The 18,687-nt window shown below is 63.6% G+C and carries 18 protein-coding genes and 1 tRNA gene; 16 read left to right on the top strand and 3 right to left on the bottom strand.

Features of this window, described 5'->3' with window-relative positions; translation table 11 throughout:
- Nucleotides 1–50: 50 nt before the first annotated feature.
- From P2869_RS04735 to P2869_RS04745, 3 genes are all read left to right on the top strand, one after another.
- Nucleotides 51–689, top strand: coding sequence for a phosphatidylserine decarboxylase (locus P2869_RS04735; RefSeq protein WP_277597613.1), 639 nt, complete (start codon nucleotides 51–53; stop codon nucleotides 687–689).
- A 22-nt stretch (nucleotides 690–711) separates the two neighbouring features.
- Entirely contained in the window at nucleotides 712–1,584 is an 873-nt protein-coding gene (pssA, locus tag P2869_RS04740) for a CDP-diacylglycerol--serine O-phosphatidyltransferase (RefSeq protein WP_017774395.1), read from the top strand.
- Nucleotides 1,585–1,913: 329 nt separating this feature from the next.
- Nucleotides 1,914–3,464 (top strand): 2-isopropylmalate synthase, encoded by a 1,551-nt coding sequence (locus P2869_RS04745; RefSeq protein ID WP_017774396.1) that lies wholly within the window; start codon nucleotides 1,914–1,916, stop codon nucleotides 3,462–3,464.
- Between the two features lie 100 nt (nucleotides 3,465–3,564).
- On the opposite strand, the gene P2869_RS04750 is transcribed toward P2869_RS04745, so the two are convergent.
- From P2869_RS04750 to P2869_RS04760, 3 genes are all read right to left on the bottom strand, one after another.
- Nucleotides 3,565–5,157, bottom strand: a complete 1,593-nt coding sequence (locus P2869_RS04750; RefSeq protein ID WP_277597614.1) for a SulP family inorganic anion transporter — start codon at nucleotides 5,155–5,157, stop codon at nucleotides 3,565–3,567.
- 73 nt (nucleotides 5,158–5,230) lie between these two features.
- Nucleotides 5,231–5,872 carry a carbonic anhydrase gene (locus P2869_RS04755; protein WP_277597615.1) on the bottom strand — a complete coding sequence of 214 codons (642 nt, stop codon included), beginning with the start codon at nucleotides 5,870–5,872 and terminating at the stop codon, nucleotides 5,231–5,233.
- A 192-nt stretch (nucleotides 5,873–6,064) separates the two neighbouring features.
- Nucleotides 6,065–6,595 (bottom strand): hypothetical protein, encoded by a 531-nt coding sequence (locus P2869_RS04760; protein ID WP_199543934.1) that lies wholly within the window; start codon nucleotides 6,593–6,595, stop codon nucleotides 6,065–6,067.
- A 248-nt stretch (nucleotides 6,596–6,843) separates the two neighbouring features.
- On the opposite strand from P2869_RS04760, the gene P2869_RS04765 reads away from it, so the two are divergent.
- From P2869_RS04765 to nuoF, 13 genes are all read left to right on the top strand, one after another.
- On the top strand, nucleotides 6,844–8,112 hold the full coding sequence (locus P2869_RS04765) for a branched-chain amino acid ABC transporter substrate-binding protein (protein WP_277597616.1): 1,269 nt from the start codon (nucleotides 6,844–6,846) through the stop codon (nucleotides 8,110–8,112).
- Nucleotides 8,113–8,220: 108 nt separating this feature from the next.
- Nucleotides 8,221–8,490 carry a 30S ribosomal protein S15 gene (rpsO, locus tag P2869_RS04770; protein ID WP_017774401.1) on the top strand — a complete coding sequence of 90 codons (270 nt, stop codon included), beginning with the start codon at nucleotides 8,221–8,223 and terminating at the stop codon, nucleotides 8,488–8,490.
- A gap of 310 nt (nucleotides 8,491–8,800) precedes the next feature.
- The gene (gene pnp / locus P2869_RS04775) at nucleotides 8,801–10,951 is read left to right on the top strand and encodes a polyribonucleotide nucleotidyltransferase (RefSeq protein ID WP_126878508.1); all 2,151 of its coding nucleotides are present in this window, start codon (nucleotides 8,801–8,803) and stop codon (nucleotides 10,949–10,951) included.
- A gap of 154 nt (nucleotides 10,952–11,105) precedes the next feature.
- A complete protein-coding gene (locus P2869_RS04780) occupies nucleotides 11,106–12,119 on the top strand; it encodes an NAD(P)H-quinone oxidoreductase (protein ID WP_017774403.1) in 1,014 nt (337 codons plus the stop codon).
- Between the two features lie 113 nt (nucleotides 12,120–12,232).
- Entirely contained in the window at nucleotides 12,233–13,018 is a 786-nt protein-coding gene (gene tpiA, locus P2869_RS04785) for a triose-phosphate isomerase (protein WP_277597617.1), read from the top strand.
- A 92-nt stretch (nucleotides 13,019–13,110) separates the two neighbouring features.
- Complete coding sequence (secG, locus tag P2869_RS04790) at nucleotides 13,111–13,488, top strand: preprotein translocase subunit SecG (protein ID WP_017774405.1); 378 nt, start codon at nucleotides 13,111–13,113, stop codon at nucleotides 13,486–13,488.
- Between the two features lie 113 nt (nucleotides 13,489–13,601).
- Nucleotides 13,602–13,686, top strand: a tRNA-Leu gene (locus P2869_RS04795).
- A gap of 156 nt (nucleotides 13,687–13,842) precedes the next feature.
- A complete protein-coding gene (locus P2869_RS04800; RefSeq protein ID WP_017774406.1) occupies nucleotides 13,843–14,202 on the top strand; it encodes an NADH-quinone oxidoreductase subunit A in 360 nt (119 codons plus the stop codon).
- A gap of 62 nt (nucleotides 14,203–14,264) precedes the next feature.
- Nucleotides 14,265–14,744 (top strand): NADH-quinone oxidoreductase subunit B, encoded by a 480-nt coding sequence (locus tag P2869_RS04805; protein WP_006052903.1) that lies wholly within the window; start codon nucleotides 14,265–14,267, stop codon nucleotides 14,742–14,744.
- 21 nt (nucleotides 14,745–14,765) lie between these two features.
- The gene (locus tag P2869_RS04810; protein WP_017774407.1) at nucleotides 14,766–15,368 is read left to right on the top strand and encodes an NADH-quinone oxidoreductase subunit C; all 603 of its coding nucleotides are present in this window, start codon (nucleotides 14,766–14,768) and stop codon (nucleotides 15,366–15,368) included.
- 9 nt (nucleotides 15,369–15,377) lie between these two features.
- A complete protein-coding gene (locus P2869_RS04815; RefSeq protein WP_126878512.1) occupies nucleotides 15,378–16,631 on the top strand; it encodes an NADH-quinone oxidoreductase subunit D in 1,254 nt (417 codons plus the stop codon).
- Nucleotides 16,632–16,774: 143 nt separating this feature from the next.
- The gene (nuoE, locus tag P2869_RS04820; protein ID WP_017774409.1) at nucleotides 16,775–17,260 is read left to right on the top strand and encodes an NADH-quinone oxidoreductase subunit NuoE; all 486 of its coding nucleotides are present in this window, start codon (nucleotides 16,775–16,777) and stop codon (nucleotides 17,258–17,260) included.
- Complete coding sequence (gene nuoF, locus P2869_RS04825) at nucleotides 17,257–18,585, top strand: NADH-quinone oxidoreductase subunit NuoF (RefSeq protein WP_017774410.1); 1,329 nt, start codon at nucleotides 17,257–17,259, stop codon at nucleotides 18,583–18,585. Before nuoE ends, nuoF begins: the two co-directional genes overlap by 4 nt.
- Nucleotides 18,586–18,687 lie beyond the last annotated feature (102 nt).

Below are 18,687 nucleotides of genomic sequence, written 5' to 3' on the forward strand. Positions count from 1 at the left end.
CTGGGCGGCTTTTGCTATCCTACGGTTTTACAAAAATACCGAAGCCATCAATGAATTACCCTCATCCGATCATCGCGCGCGAAGGCTGGCCGTTCATCGCCATCGCCGCCGTCGTTGCGTTGTTGATCCACGCCATTGCGGGGCTCGGCCTCGCATGGCCGTTCTGGTTGATCCTCGTTTTCGTCGTCCAGTTTTTCCGCGATCCGCCGCGTCCCATTCCGCAGCAGGCAAACGCCGTGCTGTGCCCGGCCGACGGCCGGATCGTCGCCGTCGAAACGGCACACGACCCCTATGCGAATCGCGAGGCGCTCAAGATCAGCGTGTTCATGAACGTGTTCAACGTGCACTCGCAGCGCTCGCCCGTGGATGGCGTCATTTCGAAGGTCGAATATTTTCCCGGCGCGTATCTGAACGCGGCAGTCGACAAGGCATCGCTCGAAAACGAGCGCAACGCCCTCGTGATCAATACGGCGAGCGGGCATACGGTGACCGCGGTGCAGATCGCCGGCCTGATTGCGCGCCGCATTCTCTGCTACGTGCGTGCGGGCGAACCGCTCACGCGCGGCCAGCGTTACGGCTTCATCCGCTTCGGCTCGCGCGTCGATGTGTACCTGCCCATGGGAAGCCGGCCGCGCGTGTCGATCGGCGAGAAGGTTTTCGCGTCGTCGACCATTCTGGCCGAGCTCTAACGCGGCATAGGGAGGTTCTTCGATGGCCGCATTCAAACGCCGACCTCGCAACAGCGGCGGCGCACCTCTGCCGCGTTCCTTTCGCCGCAACAAGAGCGTCCAGGAAACGGTCGCTGTGGACGCGGGCCGGCGGGCCGCGCGTCAGCAGTTCCTGAGAAAGCGCGGCATCTACCTGCTGCCCAACGCATTCACCACGGCCGCGCTGTTCTGCGGCTTCTTCGCCGTGGTGCAGGCGATGAACGTGCGCTTCGAAGTGGCGGCCATCGCCATCTTCGTCGCGATGGTGCTGGACGGCATGGACGGACGCGTCGCCCGCATGACGCACACGCAGAGCGCTTTCGGCGAGCAGTTCGACAGCCTCTCGGACATGGTGTCGTTCGGTGTGGCTCCGGCGCTCGTGATGTACGAATGGATTCTCAAGGACCTTGGGCGCTGGGGCTGGCTTGCCGCGTTCGTCTACTGCTCCGGCGCTGCGCTGCGGCTCGCGCGCTTCAACACCAACATCGGTGTGGTCGACAAGCGCTTCTTCCAGGGCATGCCGAGCCCGGCAGCGGCCGCGCTCATTGCCGGCTTCGTCTGGCTTGCCACCGACAACCGCGTGCCGCTCAAACTCGGCTGGCTGCCGTGGGTGGCGTTCGCGCTTACCGTCTACGCCGGCGTCACGATGGTGTCGAATGCGCCGTTCTACAGCGGCAAGGCACTCGACGTGCGGCACCGCGTGCCGTTCGCGGCCACGCTGCTCGTCGTGGTGGCGTTCGTGCTGGTGTCGTCGGACCCGCCGCTGATGCTGTTCGGCCTCTTCGTGCTGTACGGCCTTTCCGGCTACGTGTTCTGGGCATACCAGACGCTGCGCGGCCGCACCAACCCGGCGCGTTCGCTGCCTCGCGAACGCTGAGTGGCGCGGGGATTTTCGGCCTCGCGCGGTCCGGCAACAGACGTATGCCGGGCCGCGGTTTCGGCCCCCGGATCGCCCACAGACCGGTGCCGGCGCCAATTGCACGTTTGGCTGAATCCCGCTATAGTCGCCGGCATGGTGACCTTCAAGTTCCCCCTCCTTTCCCTTCTAGCCGGCGCGCCGCTACGCGTGCTAGCGCTAGCGCGCCTGCCGCGCTGATCGTTTCCGCCCTCCGTCTGCCCGTACGTTGTCAGCGTCGCCAGCGGTGGCGCAAACAACCGTATTCCGTACTCCCTTTCCGTTCCTGAGCGAATCCCTGGAGACCCAAGATGGCAGACAAGCTGATTATTTTCGATACGACGTTGCGTGACGGCGAGCAGTCGCCCGGCGCGTCGATGACGAAAGAAGAAAAAGTCCGTATCGCGAGGCAGCTCGAACGCATGCGCGTGGACGTGATCGAAGCAGGCTTCGCCGCGAGTTCGAACGGCGATTTCGATGCCATTCATACGATCGCGTCGATGGTGAAGGAAAGCACGGTTTGCTCGCTCGCCCGCGCGAACGACAAGGACATTCAGCGTGCCGCCGACGCGCTCGCGCCCGCGAACCGCTTCCGCATTCACACGTTCATCGCCACTTCGCCGCTGCACATGGAGAAGAAGCTGCGCATGACGCCGGATCAGGTCTACGAACAGGCTCGGCTCGCCGTGCGCTTCGCGCGCAAGTTCACCGACGACGTCGAGTTCTCTCCGGAAGACGGCAGCCGCTCGGACATGGACTTCCTGTGCCGTGTGCTCGAAGCCGTGATTGCCGAAGGCGCAACCACGATCAATATCGCGGACACCGTCGGCTACGGCGTGCCCGAGCTGTACGGCAATCTCGTGAAGACGCTGCGTGAGCGCATTCCGAACTCGGACAAGGCGATCTTCTCGGTGCACTGCCACAACGACCTCGGCATGGCCGTGGCGAACTCGCTTGCCGGCGTGAAGATCGGCGGCGCGCGCCAGGTGGAATGCACGATCAACGGCCTCGGCGAGCGTGCAGGCAATACCTCGCTCGAAGAAGTCGTGATGGCGGTGAAGACGCGCAAGGACTACTTCGGGCTCGACGTCGGTATCGATACGACGCAGATCGTGCCCGCCTCGAAGCTCGTCTCGCAGATCACGGGCTTCGTGGTGCAGCCGAACAAGGCGGTGGTGGGCGCCAACGCGTTCGCGCACGCGTCCGGCATTCACCAGGACGGTGTGCTGAAGGCGCGCGACACCTACGAGATCATGCGCGCGGAAGACGTGGGCTGGAGCGCGAACAAGATCGTGCTCGGCAAGCTGTCGGGCCGCAACGCGTTCAAGCAGCGTCTCCAGGAACTCGGCATCACGCTCGACAGCGAGACCGATCTCAACAATGCGTTCGCACGCTTCAAGGAACTGGCCGACCGCAAGGCTGAAATTTTCGACGAAGACATCATCGCGATCGTCAGCGAAGAGTCGGCCGAGGCGCAGGAAAAAGAGCACTACAAGTTCATCTCCCTCGCGCAACATTCGGAGACGGGCGAGCGGCCGCACGCGCGCATCGTGTTCACGGTGAACGGCAAGGAAACCACGGCCGAGGCAAACGGCAACGGTCCCGTCGACGCCACGCTCAACGCGATCGAAACCGAAGTGGGCAGCGGCTCCGAGCTCATGCTGTATTCGGTGAATGCCATCACGACCGGCACGCAGGCGCAGGGCGAAGTGACCGTGCGACTCTCGAAGGCCGGGCGCATCGTGAACGGCGTGGGCACGGACCCGGATATCGTCGCGGCTTCGGCGAAGGCTTACATCTCGGCGCTCAACAAGCTGCATGCCGATACGGACAAGCTCAATCCGCAAAGCGGCGGCATCTGACTCACTGCTCCTGTGACGAGGACGCTGCCAGGCGCCCTCGTCGTATTTCTCTTCATGCTTCTCGTGCGGCCGCTTGTAGTTTCAGCGGCCGCTTTCTATTTCAGCGCCCGCCTGTCTGCTGTGCGAGCCCACGGTTCCAGCTCCAGCCGCGCGTCGCGGTGGGCAGCACCGGCGTGGCATGCCGCATCTCGACAGCGATCGCGCGTTCCGGCGCGTCCTCAATGAAGCGGTCGAGCAGTTCCCGTACGTCGTGATCGATGAAGTCGGCACGCGTCGTATCCACGATCACCGTGGCGCGATCCGGAATGCGCGAAAGCATCTGCTTGAGCGGTACCTTGCCGAGAAACGAAACGTCTTTGCGAAACGACAGCAGAAAATGATCGTCGTGCTGCGCAAGCGCGATGGGCCGATGCAGATTCGCCCACAACGCGAGCGCGACGCTGCATGCCACGCCAAGCAGAATGCCCATCAGCAGATCGGTGGCGAGCACGCCGCCCACCGTCGCGACGAACGGCACGAACGGCGCCGCGCCTTGCTTCGCCATGGCGACGAACAGCGACGGCTTCGCGAGCTTGAAGCCGGTGAAGATCAGAATCGCCGCGAGGCAGGCGAGCGGAATCAGATTGATGACGTCCGTGAGCGCAAACAGGCTGACGAGCAGCAGCACGCCATGAAAGATCGCCGACAGACGGCTCTGCGCGCCGGCATGCACATTGGCCGAACTGCGCACGATGACCGACGTGATCGGCAGCCCGCCGATAGCGCCCGCGACCAGGTTGCCCACGCCTTGCGCTTTCAGCTCGCGGTCAGGCGGCGCAGGCCGGCGCTGCGGATCGATCTGCTCCACGGCTTCGAGGCTCAACAGCGATTCGAGGCTCGCGACAACGGCCAGCGTGATCGCGACGATCCATACGGCAGGGTCGGCGAGCCGGGCGAAGCCCGGGCCGAGGTCGATGAAGCTGAGCGCGTTGCCGAGTGCCGCCAGCGACGCGAGTTCGGGAAGTGCGACGCGATGCTCGACGGGCAGGGCGAACGAGGCGCCGAGCGCTTCGCCCGCGAGCGTTGCCGCGATGCCGATCACCACGACGGCAAGCGGCGCCGGCACGAGCCGCACCAGCTTGAAGCGGCGCAACGCGCGCGTTTCCCAGCCTGCCAGCAGCGCGAGCGACAACACCGCGACGGCGCACGCCATGGGCGAGACGGCGCCGAACGGCGTGGCGATGGAGCCGGCGTGCGCGACGGCAGATGCCGCGTCGCTTCCTGCGCTCGAGGTGAGCCCGAGTGCGAGCGGCAACTGCTTGATGATGAGCAGCAGCCCGATGGCCGCGAGCATGCCTTTGATGACGGGCGAGGGCACATAGGCCGCAAGCCGTCCGGCCTTGAGCATGCCGAAGACGAACTGGATCGCGCCCGACAGCAGCACGGCGACGAGAAACGCCGAAAAGCTGCCGAGGCGCGCGATACCGTCGATCACGATCACGACGAGGCCCGCGGCCGGGCCGCTCACGCTCAATCGCGAACCGCTCAGCGCGGCAACGATGAGCCCGCCGACGATGCCCGACACGAGTCCGGCGAAGGGCTCCGCGCCGGAGGCTTTGGCGATGCCGAGACAGAGCGGCAGCGCAACGAGGAACACGACGGTGCCGGCGGCAAGGTCGCGCGGTAGCGAAGATAGATAATCTTTCGGGGTCATGGCGAAGTGGGCGGTGAAAGGTGGTGTGCGTGATGCGGTGAGCGTCTATGCGCGCTGAAAGTCTCGAGAGAACTCAAGCCCGTTTGAGCGCGAGTTCGAGCCCTAGGGCGGCCGTGGCAGACACGTGTTCGTATCCCGATTCGAGTTCGCGCAACTGGCCGTCTGCGAGCGAAAAGATCCAGCCGTGCACGAGCGGTGGCGGCTCGCTTCGCGCGACGATGGGATGCTCGCGCAGGCGCTGCACCTGAGCGATCACGTTCAGCTCGGCGAGCCGGTCGATGCGTGCCTGCTCCGGCGCAATGCCGTCGAGCTCAGCGCGATGTGTCTGCGCGAGTTCGCATAGGGGCCGGATGCGCCGGTTCACGTGCGGCAGATGCGGTGCCGGGGGCATGAGCGAGGCGCGTACGCCGCCGCATCCGTAATGTCCGCAGACGATGATGTGCTTCACGCGCAACACCTCGACGGCGTATTCGAGCACGCTCATGGAGTTGTCGTCGCCGGCGTCGAACAGGTTGGCAATGTTGCGATGGACGAAGAGGTCGCCGGGTGCGCAATGCGTGACGCTTTCGGCGGGCACGCGGCTGTCGGAGCAGCCGATCCACAGCACTTGAGGGTTCTGGCCCTGAGCGAGCGTGTCGAAGAATTGCGGGTCGCGCCGGGCGATTTCCTGCGCCCAGGCGACGTTCGCGACGAGCATGCGTTTCGGAAGGTTCATAGGAAGTGACTCCACGTTGAGCGGGAGCGCTGTTTGACCATTACAAAATGCTTTCTATCAGAAAAAATTCAGACAAAATCCGAAAAAAATCGGTTTCATGCCGGGCGAATAAAAAATGCCGCCCGGTGGGCGGCATTTGGCGGTGTGGTGAAAGACAGCGGGTGACGCGGTGAAGGGCGCGCCGTGCAGGTGTCAGAACAGATTACGGCGGTCAGGATCGTGGAGCGGATCCGGCGTCTTCTGCGTGAGGCGCAGTGTGCCGTTGTCGTCGAAGTAGAAGCTGTAGAGCATGTACCAGACGTTGTCTTCCAGGTAGCGATAGGTCCACACCTCGCGCTTCATCAGCGGGAAATACGACGTTTCCACCGGCCGGCCAAAATTCACGAGCACGTCGGCGCGGGTCCACTTGCCGATCTCGGCGCGATAGAACTCGTTGGGTTGCAGGACCTGGCGCACGCTCACGATCTTGCCCGAGGCGTCGATGTCCGCCGCGGTGGTCGTTTCGCCCATCGGCTGGGTCGGCCACATCAGGCGGTGTCCGCCATTCGGGAGATCGTAGACTTCGCGCGGCGCGCCCAGTCGTGCAACGATCGTCGACTGGTCCGCCCCCGGCTGCACCTGCTGCCAGGGCTGCGCGCAACCCGCGAGCGTCAGTGCGCCGAAGCAGGCGGCAAGCGCTGCAAGCAAGGTGCGCGGTCGCGCGGTGGTCGTTGAAATACGCATGAAAGCCTCCGGGAGCATGGGCAGAACGTGTGGCGTCGAACCTCGTCATTTTGACACGGGCCCCGTCAGAGGGGCGGTGGCGCGGGCGGTCCGGACGTGCCGCCGCCGTACTTGCCGCTCGCCTGCCTGCGGCCTATGATCCGCGCTTCCAAGGCTTTCCGGGAGTTGCGATGAGGTACGGTGGGGCAGGGTCGAGTGTGGCGCCGAGGGCGGCACTGAAGGTGGCACTGAAGGTGGCGGTCGCTGCGATGACGTTCGTTGCATCGCTGGCAACGTGGCCGGGCGTCACCGCAGAGGCGGCAACGCCGGTGCCGGGAGCCAGCCATGCCGGCGAGCCGATCCGCCTTGCCCTGATCGAAGGCATGTCGGGTCCGTTCGCAAATGCCGGCGCGGCCGTGGAGCGCAATCTCCGGTTCGGCGTCGAGCGCGTGAACGCACGCGGCGGCGTGCAATTGGCCGACGGCACTCATCCGCTCGAACTCGTCGTGCTCGACAGCAAGGGCAGTGCCGAGGCCGCGCTCGTCCAGCTGCGCGCGGCGGCCGACCGGCACATCGGCTTCATCCTGCAGGGCAACAGTTCGGCGGTGGCGGCCGCGCTCCTCGATGCCATCGAGAAGCAGAACAGCCGCAATCCCGACAATCGCGAGCTGTTTCTCAACTACTCCGCCGACGACCCCGCGCTCACGAACGCCAGTTGCAGCTTCTGGCACTTCCGCTTCGACGCCCACGCCGGCATGCGCATGGACGCGCTCGCCGACGTGATCGCGCGTGACGCCTCCGTGAAGAAGGTGTACCTGCTGAATCAGGACTACAGCTTTGGCCACGACGTGAGCGCGCTTGCCCGAACCGCGCTGGCGTCGAAGCGGCCCGACATCGCGGTGGTGGGCGACGAGTTCCACGCGATTGGCCGCATCAAGGATTTTTCGCCCTATATCGCCAAGATCCGCGCCAGCGGCGCGGACGCCGTCGTGACGGGCAACTGGGGCAACGACCTCACGCTGCTCGTCAAAGCGGCACGCGAGCAGGGCCTCGACACGAAGTTCTACACGTTCTATGGCAACAGTCTCGGTGCCCCGGCGGCCTTGGGCGATGCCGGCGTCGGACGCGTATTCGCGGTTGCGGACTGGCATCCGAATGCAGGCGGTGCGCAGTCGGATGCCTGGTACGCGGCGTTTCGCGCGCGTTATCCCAACGCCGTCGACGACTACCCCGTGCTGCGCATGAGCCTGCTTGTCGAGATGCTGGCCGACGCGATGGGGCGAGCCCGTTCCGCCGATCCGGCGGCCGTGGCGCACGCGCTGGAAGGCATGAAGTTCGACAACGGCTTTCACGCCGAATGGATGCGCGCTGAGGATCATCAGCTGATCCAGCCCCTTTACGTGATGGCCATGGAGAAAGCCGGTGTGCCGGGCGTGCGCTACGACAACGAGGGCTCGGGCTACGGTTTTCGCACGGTGCTGGCACTGCCCGCACAGCGTACTGTGCCGCCCACCACGTGCCAGATGAAGCGTCCATGATTGGGGTTTCGGTTTGGCGCGGTCGCTGTGCTACAATATCGCCCTTGCTGTAACCCCCACGGCACGGCCTTTCTTCCGTGACCGCCCGTTCGATTCAAAGGAAATCAAATGTCTGTAGCAGATATCAAGAAGTCCGACGTAGTCGCGCAATTCGCGCGTGGCACCAACGACACGGGTTCGCCCGAAGTTCAGGTGGCGCTTCTCACGTCCCGTATCAACGAACTCACCGTTCACTTCAAGTCCCACGCGAAGGATCACCACAGCCGCCGCGGCCTGCTGCGCATGGTGAGCCGCCGCCGCAAGCTGCTCGACTACCTGAAGGGCAAGGACGCTGATCGTTACCGCGCGCTGATCGAAAAGCTTGGTCTGCGCAAGTAACCGGACGGTTTTTCAACAAGATGCCTGTGTCAGTCAGCTGATGCAGGCATTTTGTTTTTGAACGGTGCGCTTCATGTGCTGCGCACCGGCAGGCCACTGGGTAGCACCAGGCAGTACGCCCCGATGACCGGGCTTTCTGGGTAGAGCTTTGTGTCATTCCAGCGGTTCATGCGATCGCGGTTCGCCCGCCTCGCGCGAACGTGATCCGCTGGAATGGCATAACACTCCTCTAGCCATGCGGTGCCGGTCCTCGCGTAGCCGCGCCCGAGGGTGCGCGGTATAACAACGAACGAGTCAAGGAGTGACTTCTATGTCCATGTTCAATAAAGTCGTGAAGGAATTCAAATGGGGCCAGCATAACGTTCGCCTCGAAACGGGTGAAATCGCCCGTCAGGCGAGCGGTGCCGTCCTCGTCGACGTCGAAGATACGGTCGTGCTCGCGACCGTGGTCGGCGCGAAGTCGGCCAAGCCCGGCCAGGATTTCTTCCCGCTCACCGTCGACTACATCGAGAAAACGTATTCGGCCGGCAAGATTCCCGGCGGCTTCTTCCGCCGCGAAGGCCGTCCCTCGGAAGGCGAAACGCTCATTTCGCGCCTGATCGACCGTCCGCTGCGCCCGCTTTTCCCTGAAGGCTTCTACAACGAAGTGCAGGTCGTCATTCACGTGTTGTCGGTGAATCCGGACATTCCGTCGGACATCCCGGCCCTGATCGGCGCATCGGCTGCACTCGCGGTGTCGGGCCTGCCGTTCAACGGCCCGGTGGGTGCCGCGCGTGTTGCGTACATCAACAACGAATACGTGCTGAACCCGACGCGCGCGCAGATCAAGGAATCGCGCCTCGACCTCGTCGTGGCGGGTACGGAGCGCGCCGTGCTGATGGTGGAATCCGAAGCAGACCAACTGCCGGAAGACGTGATGCTGGGCGCAGTCGTGTTCGGCCACGAGCAGATGCAAACCGCGATCGACGCGATTCACGAACTCGTGCGCGAAGGCGGCAAGCCGGAGTGGAACTGGCAGCCGGCACCGAAGAACGAGCCGCTGATCGCGCGCGTGACGGAACTCGCGCTGGCCGACCTGCAGGCGGCCTACCAGATTCGCGAAAAGCAGGCCCGCTCGGCGAAGGTCAAGGAAATCTACTCGGCCGTGACGGCGAAGCTGGCGGAAGACGCCGTGACGTCGGCTGGCGAAGCGCCGGATGCGGCGACTGTCGGCAACATCCTGTTCGACCTGGAAGCGAAGATCGTTCGCGGCCAGATCCTGAACGGCGAACCGCGCATCGACGGCCGCGATACGCGCACCGTGCGTCCGATCGAAATCCGCACCGGCGTGCTGCCGCGTACGCACGGCTCGGCGCTCTTCACGCGCGGCGAAACGCAGGCGCTCGTGGTGGCGACGCTCGGCACGAAGGGTGACGAGCAGATCATCGACGCGCTCGAAGGCGAGTACCGCGACCGCTTCATGCTCCACTACAACATGCCGCCGTTCGCGACCGGCGAAACCGGCCGGGTGGGCTCGCCGAAGCGCCGCGAAATCGGCCATGGCCGTCTTGCCAAGCGCGCGCTCGTCGCGTGCCTGCCGAGCGCCGAAGAGTTCGGCTACTCGATTCGTGTGGTGTCCGAAATCACGGAATCGAATGGTTCGTCCTCGATGGCTTCGGTGTGCGGCGGCTGTCTCGCACTGATGGACGCCGGCGTGCCGATGAAGGCGCACGTCGCGGGCATCGCGATGGGGCTGATCCTCGAAGACAACAAGTTCGCGGTGCTGAGCGACATTCTCGGCGACGAGGACCACCTGGGCGACATGGACTTCAAGGTGGCCGGTACGGCCGACGGCGTGACCGCGCTGCAGATGGACATCAAGATCCAGGGCATCACGAAGGAAATCATGCAGGTCGCGCTCGCGCAGGCGAAGGAAGGCCGCATGCACATCCTCGGCAAGATGACGGCCGCGGTGTCGGGTGCGAACACGGAACTGTCGGCGTTCGCGCCGCGCATGATCACTGTGAAGATCAACCCGGAGAAGATCCGCGACGTGATCGGCAAGGGCGGTTCGGTGATCCGCGCGCTGACCGAAGAAACCGGCACGACCATCGACATCTCCGACGACGGCGTCGTGACGATCGCGAGCACGAGCAGCGAAGGCATGGCCGAAGCGAAGCGCCGCATCGAAGCGATCACGGCGGAAGTCGAGGTCGGTCAGATCTACGAGGGCACGATTCTCAAGCTGCTGGACTTCGGCGCGATCGTGAACCTGCTGCCGGGCAAGGACGGCCTGCTGCACATCTCGGAAATCGCCAACGAGCGCATCAAGGACATCAACGACTATCTGAAGGAAGGCCAGGTCGTGAAGGTCAAGGTCATCCAGACGGACGAGAAGGGTCGCGTGCGCCTGTCGGCCAAGGCGTTGCTCAACGACTCGCCCTCCGGCGCGCCGCAGGGCGAGCCGGCTCCGCAGCAGTAACGCGGTAGCATGACGACGGCCGGCAGCGCGCAAGCGTGCCGGCCGTTTTTCTTGATGGCACGCGAAACGCGAGCGCGGATCGCGCTGCATGCAACGTTAATCCAGGGCATGCTGTCTGCCGTTTGCAGTGCAATCCAGACTCAGGGGAACGCGGATGAAAGCGATCGAAATTACGGAGTTCGGCGCGCCTGACGTGCTCAAGCTTGCCGAGCGGCCCATGCCGGAACCCAAGGCCGGTGAGGTCTTGATCAAGGTGGCGGCTTCGGGCGTGAACCGTCCGGACGTCTTCCAGCGCAAGGGCGCTTATGCGCCGCCGCCCGGCGCTTCGGACTTGCCGGGCCTGGAGGTGGCGGGTGTGATCGCCGGCGGCACGATCGATCCCAAACGCAATCCGTTCGGCCTGAAGGAAGGTGACCGCGTATGCGCACTGCTCGCGGGCGGCGGTTATGCCGAGTACGCCGCGGTGCCGCTCCAGCAATGTCTGCCGGTGCCGGGCGCGCTGTCGGACGTCGAGGCCGCGTCCTTGCCCGAGACGTTCTTCACGGTGTGGAGCAACGTCTTCATGCGCGCGCAGCTGGGCGCGGGCGAGGGCGGTGCGAACGAGACGCTGCTCGTTCAGGGCGGCTCGAGCGGCATCGGCGTGACGGCCATCCAGATTGCGCACGCGCTGGGCTTTCGCGTCTTCGCGACGGCGGGTTCCGAAGACAAGTGCCGCGCATGCGAGCAACTGGGTGCCGAGCGCGCCATCAACTACCGGACCGAAGACTTTGTCGAAGTACTCAAGTCGCTCACGAACGATCGTGGCGTCGACGTGATTCTCGACATGGTGGGCGGGAGCTACATTCCACGCGAGCTTTCGGCACTCGCGGATGGCGGACGCATCGTGCTGATCGCCATGCTCGGCGGCGCGAAGGCGGAAGTTAACCTCAACGAAATCCTGCGGCGCCGGCTGACCATCACCGGCTCGACGCTGCGCCCGCGTCCCGTGGAGTTCAAGGCGCAAGTGGCGGCGCAACTGAAGGAGCGCGTGTGGCCGCTGATCGACGAGGGTCGTATCAAGCCGGTCGTCTACCGTGTGTTCGAGGCCGCGCGTGCGGCCGAGGCGCATGCGCTCATGGAGAGCAGCGAGCACATCGGCAAGATCGTGCTGAACTGGCAGGGGGCTTGACATGTGCGGTTTGACCGGCTTGGCGGTCGCACAGTAAAATTGCGCGTTTTTGCTTTCGCTGCCCCGGCAACGGACCGCGGGCTGCCCGCGACACGAGAGGACACGACGAGACGATGTCGAAACAACGAGCGAAACTGGTAGTCGGTAACTGGAAGATGCACGGTCGCCTCGAAGCGAACGCCACGTTGCTGCAGGCGATCGCAAAGCGGGCCGCAGCGCTTCCCGCCGATGTCCGCGTTGGTGTTTGCGTGCCGTTTCCGTATCTCGCGCAGGTGCAGTCCCTGCTCGAGGGCAGCCGCGTCGCGTGGGGCGTGCAGGACGTGTCGGCCAACGTGCAAGGCGCCTATACCGGCGAAGTGGCTGCCGAGATGGCGCGCGAATTTGGCGCGTCGTTCGCGATCGTCGGGCATTCGGAGCGCCGTGCATATCACTACGAAAGCGCGGAACTCGTGGCGGTCAAAACGCAGCGCGCGCTCGAGGCGGGTTTGACCCCAATCGTGTGTGTGGGCGAAACGCTCGAGCAGCGTGAAGCCGGGACCACTGAGCAGGTGGTGGACGTGCAGCTTGGCGAAGTGCTCGCAAAGCTCTCGTCCGACGAGGCGGCGCGAATCGTCGTGGCCTATGAGCCGGTGTGGGCGATTGGTACCGGGCGCAGCGCTACGGCGGCGCAGGCTCAGCAGGTGCACGCGTTCCTGCGCGCGCAGCTGGCGGCGAAAGGCGCCGCCGTGGCGGACGTGCCGCTGCTGTATGGCGGTAGCGTGAAGCCCGACAACGCGGAAGAGTTGTTCCGCGAAAGCGATATCGATGGGGGCTTGATCGGCGGCGCTTCGCTCAAGGAGGCCGATTTCATCGCGATCTGCGAGGCCGCTGCCGCAGCGAGCGCCGCTCAGGCTTCGTAAGGCGTTTCGGGTGCCGCGGCATCGCGGCACCCATGCTTCCATGCGCGTGACGGCTTGATGTCACCGCTTTAACAGAACCTCAGGTGAGTGTGATGCTGTATTTGAAGACGTTGATCATTGTCGTCCAGCTGCTGTCGGCGCTTGGCGTTATCGGCCTCGTGCTGCTACAACACGGCAAGGGTGCGGACATGGGCGCCGCGTTCGGCAGCGGCGCGTCGGGCAGTCTGTTCGGTGCAAGCGGTTCCGCGAATTTCCTTTCGCGTACAACCGCCGTGCTTGCAACAGTCTTTTTCGTATCGACGCTGGCGCTTACTTATCTCGGCTCGTATCATTCGAAGCCTTCAGCGGGTGTGTTGGGCGCCGCAACAAATGCGCCTGCGGTTGCCTCCGCTGCGTCGGTTGTTGCGCCGGCTTCGTTGCCTGCCGCGGCTTCGGCTGCATCGACTCCGGGCCAGGACGTGCCGAAATAAATTTTCGACAGACCCGCTTTGATGCGTTGAACAATCTGTTTAGACAGGTTAGAATTCAAGTCTTGAAGCGATTCGCGGGTTTCAACAAGTTGTTTTCCCGGATTGCATACAGTGCCGACGTGGTGAAATTGGTAGACACGCTATCTTGAGGGGGTAGTGGCGAAAGCTGTGCGAGTTCGAGTCTCGCCGTCGGCACCAATGTTATCTAATGCCAGCCGCTGCTTCGCTTCGGCTGGCATTTTTACTTCTGGCGTCGTATTTGTTCGTTTGGCGGCGTCCGTCAAGCTTCTGAAGTAATATGCCGCGGGCCGCACAGCGCTCGCGGAATCCAGAACCAACCGATTGAGGATAGTCTTGAACCTCGCAGCCTATTTCCCCGTCTTGTTGTTCCTCCTTGTGGGCACCGGTTTGGGTATAGCGCTGGTCAGCATTGGCAAGATTCTTGGTCCCAACCGGCCTGACGCCGACAAGAACGCGCCGTACGAGTGCGGCTTCGAAGCTTTCGAAGACGCCCGCATGAAATTCGACGTGCGGTACTACCTCGTGGCCATCCTCTTCATCATCTTCGATCTCGAGACCGCATTCATGTTCCCGTGGGGCGTTGCCCTGCGCGACATCGGCTGGCCGGGCTTCATCGCGATGATGATTTTTCTGCTCGAATTCCTGCTGGGCTTCGCCTATATCTGGAAGAAAGGCGGCCTCGACTGGGAGTAACGGGTTAATTGCCGGTTTGCATGGGTGGCAGCGCCATGCCGCCCGCCTGGAGTGGAAAGCAAATGAGTATCGAAGGGGTCTTGAAGGAAGGGTTTGTCACCACCACGGCTGACAAGCTGATCAACTGGACGCGCACCGGCTCGCTGTGGCCGATGACGTTCGGTCTTGCATGTTGCGCGGTAGAGATGATGCATGCGGGCGCAGCCCGCTACGACCTCGACCGCTTTGGCGTGGTGTTTCGCCCGAGCCCGCGTCAGTCGGACGTGATGATCGTGGCCGGTACGCTGTGCAACAAGATGGCACCGGCTCTGCGCAAGGTGTACGACCAGATGGCCGAGCCGCGCTGGGTCATCTCGATGGGCTCGTGTGCCAACGGTGGCGGCTACTATCACTATTCGTATTCGGTGGTGCGTGGCTGCGATCGCATCGTACCTGTCGATGTGTACGTGCCGGGCTGTCCGCCCACGGCCGAAGCCCTGGTCTACGGGGTGATCCAGCTGCAGGCGAAGATCCGCCGCACCAACACCATCGCCCGTCAATAAGGCCTGAGCCTCCCCCACAATATGGCAAGCAAACTCGAGACCCTGAAAGCGAACCTCGAGGCGGCCTTTGGCGGCCGCCTCGTGAGCATTACCGAGGCGATCGGCGAGCTGACGATCGTCGTGAAAGCAGGCGAATACCTCGACGTGGCGAAGCAGCTGCGCGACGATCCGAAGCTGCGTTTCGAACAACTGATCGATCTGTGCGGCGTCGACTATCAGGCGTACGGCGACGGTGCCTACGAGGGCCCGCGTTTTGCAGCCGTGCTGCATCTGCTCTCGGTGACGAACAACTGGCGTCTGCGCGTGCGCGTGTTCGCACCGGACGACGAAGTCCCCATTGTCCCCTCCGTCGTGGATATCTGGAACTCGGTCAACTGGTACGAGCGCGAAGCGTTCGACCTTTACGGCATTGTGTTCGAGGGCCATCCTGACCTGCGCCGCATCCTCACCGACTATGGCTTCATCGGCCACCCGTTCCGCAAGGACTTCCCGGTTTCCGGCTTCGTCGAAATGCGCTACGACCCGGAAGAGAAGCGCGTCGTCTACCAGCCGGTGACGATCGAGCCGCGCGAAATCACGCCGCGCGTGATCCGCGAGGATCGCTATGGCGGTCTGAAACACTAAGAGGGTGCCATGGCAGAAATCAAAAACTACACGCTCAATTTCGGCCCGCAGCACCCGGCAGCGCACGGTGTGCTGCGCCTCGTGCTCGAGCTCGATGGTGAAGTGATCCAGCGTGCCGATCCGCACATCGGCCTTCTGCATCGCGCGACCGAAAAGCTCGCCGAAAGCAAGACGTTCATTCAGTCCGTTCCGTACATGGACCGTCTCGACTACGTGTCGATGATGGTCAACGAGCACGGCTACGTGATGGCGATCGAAAAGCTGCTCGGCATCGACGTGCCGGTTCGCGCCCAATACATTCGCGTGCTGTTCGACGAAATCACGCGCGTGTTGAACCACCTGATGTGGATCGGCGCGCACGCGCTCGACGTGGGCGCGATGGCGGTGTTTCTCTACGCGTTCCGCGAGCGTGAAGACCTGATGGACGTGTACGAAGCCGTGTCCGGCGCACGGATGCACGCGGCGTACTATCGTCCTGGCGGCGTCTATCGCGACCTGCCGGATGCGATGCCGCAATACAAGGCGTCGAAGATCCGCAACGAGAAGGCGCTCGCCAGAATGAACGAAGCGCGCCAGGGTTCGGTGCTCGACTTCATCGACGATTTCTTCACCCGCTTCCCCAATTGCGTCGACGAATACGAAACGCTGCTCACCGATAACCGCATCTGGAAGCAGCGTCTTGTCGGCATCGGTGTGGTGAGTCCCGAGCGCGCCCTGCAGATGGGTCTCACGGGTCCGATGATCCGCGGCTCCGGTATCGAATGGGATCTGCGCAAGAAGCAGCCGTACGAGGTGTATGACCGCCTCGACTTCGACATCCCGGTCGGCGTGAACGGTGACTGCTACGACCGCTACCTGGTACGCGTCGAGGAAATGCGCCAGTCCACCCGCATTGCGAAACAGTGCATTGAATGGCTGCGCAAGAATCCGGGTCCGGTGATGACCGACAATCACAAGGTTGCGCCGCCGTCGCGCGTGAACATGAAGTCGAACATGGAAGAGCTGATTCACCACTTCAAGCTCTTCACGGAAGGCTTCCACGTGCCGGAAGGCGAGGCCTACGCTGCCGTCGAGCATCCGAAGGGCGAGTTCGGCATCTATCTCGTCTCCGACGGCGCGAACAAGCCGTACCGGCTCAAGATCCGCGCTCCCGGCTACGCGCACCTGGCGGCACTCGACGAAATGGCGCGCGGCCACATGATTGCCGATGCCGTGACCATCATCGGCACGCAGGACATCGTGTTCGGGGAAATCGACCGGTAAGCGGTTTCGCAACACGGCGCGTGCCTCGGGGCAGCAGCAGTCCGGCGCGCGCTGCGCATCATGCAAGGAACGCCACGTCTGTCGCAGCAAGCGGTTCGCGACAGGTTTTCGTTCGGTAGGAATTGAAAGAGTCGTGTCTGAAAATGATCTCAGCTGAAGGCCTGAAAGAAATCGATCGCTCGATCGCGAAATATCCCGCCGACCAGAAGCAGTCCGCGGTGATGGCGGCGCTGGCCGTCGCGCAGGAAGAGCACGGCTGGCTGTCGCCCGAACTCATGCAGTTCGTCGCCGACTATCTGGGCATGCCGGCGATCGCCGTGCAGGAGGTCGCGACCTTCTACACGATGTACGAGACGAAGCCCGTCGGCAAATACAAGATCACGCTCTGCACGAACCTGCCGTGCCAGCTGGGCCCGGACGGCGGCTCGGAGAGCGCGGCCGAATACCTGAAGCAGAAGCTCGGCATCGACTTTGGCGAAACCACGCCGGACGGCAAGTTCACCCTGAAAGAGGGCGAGTGCATGGGCTCGTGCGGTGACGCGCCCGTGATGCTTGTGAACAACCATCGCATGTGCAGCTTCATGAGCCGCGAGAAGATCGACCAGCTGCTCGAGGAACTTTCGAAATGACGTCTTTGCACGATCGGCACATCAAGCCGCTGATTCTCGCCGGGCTGAACGGCGACAACTGGCATCTCGAAGACTACGTTGCGCGCGGCGGTTACAAGCAGCTGCGCCGTATTCTCGAAGAGAAGATTCCGCCCGAGCAGGTCATTGCGGACGTGAAGGCGTCGGGTCTACGCGGCCGCGGCGGTGCGGGCTTCCCGACCGGCCTCAAGTGGAGCTTCATGCCGCGTCAGTTTCCCGGTCAGAAGTATCTCGTCTGCAACTCGGACGAAGGCGAACCGGGCACGTTCAAGGATCGCGACATCCTGCGCTGGAATCCGCATTCGCTGATCGAGGGCATGGCCATCGGCGCGTACGCGATGGGTATTACCGTGGGCTACAACTACATCCACGGCGAGATCTGGGAAGTCTACAAGCGCTTCGAAGAGGCGCTGGAAGAAGCGCGCCGCGCGGGCTTCCTCGGCAAGAACATCCTGGGGACGGACTTCTCGTTCGACCTCTTCGCGCACCACGGCTACGGCGCGTACATCTGCGGCGAAGAAACGGCGCTGCTCGAGTCGCTGGAAGGCAAGAAGGGCCAGCCGCGCTTCAAGCCGCCGTTCCCGGCGAGCTTCGGCGTGTACGGCAAGCCGACCACGATCAACAACACCGAAACGTTCGCGGCCGTGCCGTTCCTGCTGGCCATCGGTCCGCAGAATTACCTCGAACTCGGCAAGCCCAACAACGGTGGTACGAAGATCTTCTCGGTGTCCGGCGACGTCGAACGTCCTGGCAACTACGAAGTGCCGCTCGGCACCCCGTTTGCCACGCTGATGGAGCTTGCGGGCGGCATGCGCGGCGGCAAGAAGATCAAGGCGGTGATTCCGGGCGGCTCGTCGGCGCCGGTGATCCCGGGTGACATCATGATGCAAACCGACCTCGACTACGATTCGATCGCGAAGGCCGGTTCGATGCTCGGCTCGGGCGCCGTGATCGTGATGGACGAGACGCGCTGCATGGTGCGCTCGCTGCTGCGTCTGTCGTACTTCTATTACGAAGAGTCGTGCGGTCAATGCACGCCGTGCCGCGAAGGCACGGGCTGGCTCTACCGCGTGGTGCACCGTATCGAGCATGGTCTTGGCCGCAAGGAAGATCTGGATCTCCTGAACTCCGTGGCGGAAAACATCATGGGCCGCACGATCTGCGCGCTCGGCGATGCAGCCGCCATGCCGGTGCGCGGCATGCTCAAGCACTACTGGGACGAATTCGAATATCACGTGGCCAACAAGCGTTGCCTCGTTGGCGGTCATGCCGGTGCACCGGCGGCGCCGGAGACGGTGGCTGCGTAAGCGGTGTTCCTGAGGCCGCCGCGAAGCGAGCGGTCGCAGGAGCGGGCCGGTGAGCGGCCGGCGGGAACAGCAACGAATGCAACGCGCGCAGCAGATACGACC

The organism is Paraburkholderia sp. SUR17 (assembly GCF_029536165.1).
Lineage (GTDB): Bacteria > Pseudomonadota > Gammaproteobacteria > Burkholderiales > Burkholderiaceae > Paraburkholderia > Paraburkholderia kururiensis.

What these genes read in the sequence shown, in the direction of transcription:
- P2869_RS04735 (WP_277597613.1), top strand. Translation starts at nt 51, where the DNA reads ATGAATTACCCTCATCCGATCATCGCGCGCGAAGGCTGGCCGTTCATC.
- rpsO (WP_017774401.1), top strand. Translation starts at nt 8,221, where the DNA reads ATGTCTGTAGCAGATATCAAGAAGTCCGACGTAGTCGCGCAATTCGCG.
- tpiA (WP_277597617.1), top strand. Translation starts at nt 12,233, where the DNA reads ATGTCGAAACAACGAGCGAAACTGGTAGTCGGTAACTGGAAGATGCAC.
- nuoF (WP_017774410.1), top strand. Translation starts at nt 17,257, where the DNA reads ATGACGTCTTTGCACGATCGGCACATCAAGCCGCTGATTCTCGCCGGG.
- pnp (WP_126878508.1), top strand. Translation starts at nt 8,801, where the DNA reads ATGTCCATGTTCAATAAAGTCGTGAAGGAATTCAAATGGGGCCAGCAT.
- nuoE (WP_017774409.1), top strand. Translation starts at nt 16,775, where the DNA reads ATGATCTCAGCTGAAGGCCTGAAAGAAATCGATCGCTCGATCGCGAAA.
- P2869_RS04765 (WP_277597616.1), top strand. Translation starts at nt 6,844, where the DNA reads ATGACGTTCGTTGCATCGCTGGCAACGTGGCCGGGCGTCACCGCAGAG.
- P2869_RS04815 (WP_126878512.1), top strand. Translation starts at nt 15,378, where the DNA reads ATGGCAGAAATCAAAAACTACACGCTCAATTTCGGCCCGCAGCACCCG.
- P2869_RS04755 (WP_277597615.1), bottom strand. Translation starts at nt 5,872, where the DNA reads ATGAACCTTCCGAAACGCATGCTCGTCGCGAACGTCGCCTGGGCGCAG.
- pssA (WP_017774395.1), top strand. Translation starts at nt 712, where the DNA reads ATGGCCGCATTCAAACGCCGACCTCGCAACAGCGGCGGCGCACCTCTG.
- P2869_RS04760 (WP_199543934.1), bottom strand. Translation starts at nt 6,595, where the DNA reads ATGCGTATTTCAACGACCACCGCGCGACCGCGCACCTTGCTTGCAGCG.
- P2869_RS04750 (WP_277597614.1), bottom strand. Translation starts at nt 5,157, where the DNA reads ATGACCCCGAAAGATTATCTATCTTCGCTACCGCGCGACCTTGCCGCC.
- secG (WP_017774405.1), top strand. Translation starts at nt 13,111, where the DNA reads ATGCTGTATTTGAAGACGTTGATCATTGTCGTCCAGCTGCTGTCGGCG.
- P2869_RS04745 (WP_017774396.1), top strand. Translation starts at nt 1,914, where the DNA reads ATGGCAGACAAGCTGATTATTTTCGATACGACGTTGCGTGACGGCGAG.
- P2869_RS04805 (WP_006052903.1), top strand. Translation starts at nt 14,265, where the DNA reads ATGAGTATCGAAGGGGTCTTGAAGGAAGGGTTTGTCACCACCACGGCT.
- P2869_RS04810 (WP_017774407.1), top strand. Translation starts at nt 14,766, where the DNA reads ATGGCAAGCAAACTCGAGACCCTGAAAGCGAACCTCGAGGCGGCCTTT.
- P2869_RS04780 (WP_017774403.1), top strand. Translation starts at nt 11,106, where the DNA reads ATGAAAGCGATCGAAATTACGGAGTTCGGCGCGCCTGACGTGCTCAAG.